Origin of the sequence: Flavobacterium resistens (assembly GCF_900182645.1) — a bacterium.
Taxonomy (GTDB): domain Bacteria; phylum Bacteroidota; class Bacteroidia; order Flavobacteriales; family Flavobacteriaceae; genus Flavobacterium; species Flavobacterium resistens.
The window spans coordinates 1-6,265 of the sequence record NZ_FXTA01000009.1; the positions used below are offsets into that span (position 1 = coordinate 1).

Below are 6,265 nucleotides of genomic sequence, written 5' to 3' on the forward strand. Positions count from 1 at the left end.
ACTAATTTTACCCCAACAAAATCATTGGGTTTAATAGAGTATTCCTCTCTTAAATAATGCGCTAATTGATTTGCTTTCTCGTTGAGTTGTTTATAAGTCAATTGTACTTCTTCAAAAACAACAGCGATGTTATCCGGAGTTTTATCGACTTGCTCTTCAAATAAATCGATGATGGTTTTATCTTTCGGATAATCAACTTTGGTATCGTTAAACTCTACTAATAATTGTTGTTTCTCATCTTGAGTTAAATAATCAATGCTCTCAATAGCTTTATCTTGTTCTTCTATACATTTGGTCAATAAATTTTCAAAATGTGTAAACATTCGCTCTATCAATTCAAGATCATAAATATCTGTATTGTATTGGATTGATAAGGCCAATCCTTCTGTTTCGGCAAATGTAAAACTGATATCAAATTGAGCGATATTGTTGGTAAAGTTATAGGAATCAACCTCAAGACCAGATAATGATTCTTCATTTCTTAGTCCAAAAACTTGCTGCTGATTTTGTAAAACCACCAAAACATCAAATAGTGCCGAACGGCTCATGTCTCGTTTTAGGTTTAGCTTACCTACCAACTCATCAAATGGATAAGCCTGGTGCTCGTATGCTCCTAATAAAGTTTCTTTTTCCTGATTTAATAAATCTAAAAAGTTATTCTGCTCTTTAAAGAGTGTTCTTATTGCTAGTGTATTTAAATACAAACCTATTTGATGCTCCAGATCAGGATGCTCACGTCCTACTATAGGAGTACCTACTACAATATCATCTTGACCACTGTATTTATGTAAAAGCACTTTGACTCCTGTCATAAGAGTCATAAACAAAGTGGATTGATGTCTCTCTGAAAAACCTTTCAGCTTATCTAAAAACGACTTGGAGAATTCATGTGTTAAACTTGCCCCATTATAAGTTTGGACAGATGGCCGTTTTTTAAAACTAGGTAAATCTAAAACAGGTAACTCTCCTGAGAATTGATTCAACCAAAAATCTTCCGATGCCTGATGTTTCTCCTGCTGCAATTCTGAATTAAGCCAAACCGCATAATCCTTATACTGAACTCTTAATTCTGGCAAATTGGCTTGTTTTCCTTGTAGTAAAGAATTATAAATTTTTACAACCTCAGAAATTAATAACAGCATTGACCAGCCATCTCCAATAATATGGTGCATCAATAAGAAAAATACATGCTCGTCTTCTCTTAATTTGATTAAAGAAGCCCTTATAAGCGGTGCTTTTTCCAAATCGAAGGGCTCCTTGTTTACTTCTTCTAAATAATCCGAAACCGACTCATGCTGGTTCTTCTTGTTTAAGAAACTCTTTTGTGTTATACTGAAACTGACCTGCTCGGTTGGGATGATAAATTGACTAACTTCCCCTTGATCATTAGATTTAAAAAACGTTCTTAAAATTTCATGACGCTTGATTAATAACCTAAATGCTTCTTCAAATTTATCAAAATCAACAGTTCCTGTAAACCTAACTGCTGCCGGCATATTATATACCAAAGCCCCACTCTCAAGTTGGCTCAATATCCACAATCTGCTTTGTGAAGCGGTTAATGGATAGGATTCATCCTCCGCTGCTTTGGGAATGTCTAAATATTCGCTTTGTTTTAATTCTTTGCTTAATGCTTTTATGGTTGGATTGGCAAAAAATATTTTAAAGGATATGGTTTTTCCTAATTGCTTAAAAATTTGATTGATAACTTGAACTACTATCAGACTATGTCCTCCCAATTCAAAGAAATTATCTGTAATTCCTATTTTTTGAACTCCTAATACTTCTTGCCATATTTCTACCATTTTTTGCTCGATGGCATTTCCTGGAGCTACATATTCTTTTTTGATGATGTCTTCTCCAGTAACACCTGGAAGGGCTTTTCTGTCTATCTTGCCATTAGGTGTCAAAGGCAGACTTTCTATCTCTACATAAAAACCAGGCACCATATATTCAGGCAGCTTGTTTTGAAGATAAGTTCTAAGCTCTGATTTGTCAATCTCTGTTTTGGACACATAATAAGCCACCAAAGTTTTGTCCTGGTTGATTTCTTTGGCTTCCACTACAATTTGTTGTATCTCCTCTGAATATCCAGATATGGCCGTTTCTATCTCTCCTAATTCTATACGATAACCTCTTATCTTGACTTGATGGTCGTTTCTGCCCAAAAATTCAATGTTGCCATCTGGCAGCCACCTGCCCAAATCACCGGTATCATACATTCTTGTTCCTTTTATAAAAGGATTCGAAATGAATTTCTCTGCTGTGAGTTCTGGTTTGTTTAAATAACCTCTGGAAACTCCATCTCCTGAAATATATAACTTCCCTGTAACACCTATAGAAACTGGCTGTAACCCTTCATCTAATATATAGATCTGTGTATTGTCAATTGGTTTGCCAATAGGAATAGTCAGTTTTTCATATTTTAGTTTTTCTACACGATAAAAAGTTGAACAAATTGTATTTTCAGTTGGTCCATAACCATTAATAATTTTAGTATTTTTTGTAAAAAAATCTAGAGTTTTGAATTGTATAGGTTCTACTCCAATTAATATTTTTTTAATTTCATTATATTTATTTACTTCTAGTTCTTTACTTATATCTTCTAAATGCCTTGGGTGTATATAACAACAATTAATTTTGTTTTCTATAAAATATTTTGCATATTCTTTTGGATACAATACTGTTTCGTATTTTGGTATTAACAGTTTTGAACCTGATAAAATAGAGTTAAAAATTTCAAGGACAGAAACATCAAAAGTATAATTACATGTTAAGGTTGTGTTGTAAACTTCTAAATCATTATTATAAGAGTAAATTAAATTTACAAGATTTTTATGTTCCACCATCACCCCTTTAGGATTACCGGCAGTTCCAGAAGTATATATTACATACACTAAATCTGTAGGCTTATTTATCTTTAAAATATTTGATTTAGTATATTTATCTTGGATCTTGTAAAAGATTTCCAATGCCTGTTCATCGATAACAATTTTACAGTTACTGTCTTTTTCTATGTAAGCAATCCTTTCTTGAGGGTAACTTGGATCGATTGGCACATAAGCGGCACCAGATTTTAGTATCCCCAAAATAGCCAGTATCATTCGTTCACTTCGCTCTAACTTTATTCCGATTAAATCATCGGCTTGTATTTTGTAAGTTTCTCTTAAATAAAACGCTAATTGATTTGCTTTCTCGTTGAGTTGTTTATAAGTCAATTGTACTTCTTCAAAAACAACAGCGATGTTATCTGGAGTTTTTTCAACTTGCTCTTCAAATAAATCGATGATGGTTTTATCTTTCGGATAATCAACTTTGGTATCGTTAAAGTCTACTAATAATTGTTGTTTCTCTGCTTGAGTTAAATAACTTAGAGAGTCTATAGCAAGATTAGGATTTGTAACTATATCTAACAATACTATTTTGAAATGATCTAATATTCGTTTTACAAATTCTTCAGAATAAATATCTGTATTGTATGTAAGTATTAATTCCAGATCATCACCTTTTTTTAGAAAAGCAAAATCCATATCGAACTTACTAACAGCTTCTCCCTCTAATTGTAATTCTCTAACTTCAATATCTCCAATTTTTGGAACATTTTTTTTGAAATTATCTATACTTTGTAGCGTAACCATGACATCAAACAAAGGATTTCGACTCCTATCAAGTTTAATAGGTAATTGTAATACCAACTCATCAAATGGATAAACCTGATGTTCATAAGCACCAAGCGTAACTTTTTTAACATTTGTCAATATTTCTTTAAAACTGTCTTTTCCCTTAAATTGGGTTCTTAATGCCAATGTATTAACATAAAAGCCTATTTGATTTTGTAAATCTGTATGTTCTCTTCCTGCTGTTGGACTACCAATTACAATATCGTTTTGGTTGGTATATCTATACAGTAATACTTTTACTGCTGCCAATAAACCCATAAATAGTGTACTACCTTCTGATTGGCATAAATGATCAAAATCTTTAAAAAGACTCTCGCTAAAAACAGTATTGACTGATCTACCATTATAAGTTTTTATAGCTGGTCTAGTTTGGTAATTAGGTAAATTCAATATAGGAATTTCACCTTCAAATTGTTGTAACCAATACGATTTATGTCTTGCTAAATTCACGTTTTTCAAAAAACCTTGTTGCCACGTTGCATAATCTTTGTATTGAAGAGCTAATACTGGCAATGGATTCTCATTTCCTTTTGCAAAAGAATCATACAAAGCAAATAATTCATTGGTCATTATTTCTGTTGACTGCCCATCGCTAATAATATGATGCATCACACAAACAAGCACATGAGTATCTTCGGATGTTTTGACTAACCTTACTCTCAATAAAGAATCTGTAGATAAATCAAAAGAATAGTTCGTTTCTTCTTGAATCATTCCTCTGGTGATTTCTACAATGTTTTCTTCCTTGCTAATATCCTCTAATTGCAATTGAAAATTACTTTCCTCAGGTTTTAATATAAATTGTCTAACTTCACCTGTTACATCCTCTTTAAATAAGGTTCTTAATGATTCATGTCGTTCGATAAGGGACTGAAAAGCTTTTTGTAAAGCAGAAACAATGACATTGGCCTTCAATTCAAAAACACTTGCCATATTATAAGCTGCATTTCCCCCTTCAAATTGACTTAACAGCCATAATCTGCGTTGAGAAGAAGACAAAACATAACTAAATTGTTCAGCGACTTTAGGAATAAATAAGTGCTTCTCTTTTTTGGTTTTATGTAAAATAATAAATTCAATCAATTCATTTTTATACAATTTAATTTCATTCAATAAATCCTCTGTCATAACTCCTTTTGGAGCCTGAATATCTAATTTTTCATCAACCAAATCAATTTTGATATTGAAATTATGTAGTATTTTAATTAACTCTTCCATTTTATGAATTCTTACAACTTATTAATTACCTGTTCTCGTTCTTTATTTTCGTTACCGGCTTCCCTATTTTCTACTTTTATTTTGTTGTTTCCAAACTTATAATCTAATGACAATTAGAAAGATTGGGTATCATAATAATATCCAAAATTTTGATAATTACCATTTACTACTGAATTTCCTGTTATTTTTTCAGTTCTAAATAGATCATCCCCTTTTAATGAAATCTTTAAATCTTTATCCGGTAAAAGCTATTGGATACTTATGGAGGTGGAAGTCATAGCACCTTTTCGTATATTCCATCTATTCTTTGAAAACTATACCAATAATTTAAATTCAATAATAATGATTTACCCTATTTAATATAAAATCATTTATTGCTTTGTCTGATTTGAACTTTATGCCATCCCGATTTTGTTTCTAAGAGAAATTCTCCTTTCTTATTTCTAAAATCATTTTTGATGGCAATAGAATCTTTATTTGTTAAAATAATTGCTGCTAAATCGAGGGATGTATCCTCAGCATTAATAACTTTTCCAATTATTTTTATTTGAGCAAATAAAGTGGAATTGGATAATAAAAGGAAAAGAATCAACAAATTTTTCATAATTATTTAAACTTTCTGTTAATCAAATAACATTGCATTAATGGGTAAATTATATAGTGAATTTATCTGTACTATTATCTTCAAAATCGAATGTTTGAATCAAACTAACATTCATAATAAAATAGGCTTGTTCTTCTAAAATCATATTTTTAAATAATTCATTGACGGACATTTTAATATCAAATTCTTTGTGTATCAAACTGATTAATCTCATAGCAATTAAACTATTACCTCCTAAATCCATAAAATTATCCGTAATTCCTACTCTTTCAATAACTAAGACTTCTTGCCAAATTGCCGCTAACTTTTCTTCTGTTTCATTTCTTGGTGCTACAAATTCCTTTCTTATGATATAACTTCCATCAACCTCTGGTAATGCTCTGCGATCTATTTTCCCATTTGGGGTTAATGGAAGTGATACTAACTGAACATAGAAGATAGGCACCATATATTCAGGCAGCTTGTTTTGCAGGTAAGTTCTGATCTCTGATTTGTCAATCTCTGTTTTGGATACATAATAAGCCACTAAAGCTTTGTCCTGGTTGATTTCTTTGGCTTCCACTACAATCTGTTGTATCTCCTCTGAATATCCAGATATGGCCGTTTCTATCTCTCCTAGCTCTATACGGTAACCTCTTATCTTGACTTGATGGTCGTTTCTGCCCAAGAATTCAATGTTGCCATCTGGCAGCCACCTGCCTAAATCACCAGTATCATACATTCTTGTTCCTTTTATAAAAGGATTCGAAATGAATTTCTCTGC

At 31.7% G+C, this 6,265-nt stretch carries 3 protein-coding genes; all 3 read right to left on the minus strand.

The genetic code is table 11. The annotated features are described in order from the left end of the window. Positions 1-4,898, minus strand: a 4,898-nt coding sequence (locus FN795_RS21250; protein ID WP_142452497.1) for a non-ribosomal peptide synthetase, incomplete at its 3' end; no start/stop codon positions are given. Between the two features lie 367 nt (positions 4,899-5,265). Continuing rightward, a complete protein-coding gene (locus FN795_RS21255) occupies positions 5,266-5,502 on the minus strand; it encodes a hypothetical protein (protein ID WP_142452498.1) in 237 nt (78 codons plus the stop codon). Between the two features lie 49 nt (positions 5,503-5,551). Beyond that, positions 5,552-6,265, minus strand: a 714-nt coding sequence (locus FN795_RS21260) for a phosphopantetheine-binding protein (RefSeq protein ID WP_142452499.1), incomplete at its 5' end; no start/stop codon positions are given.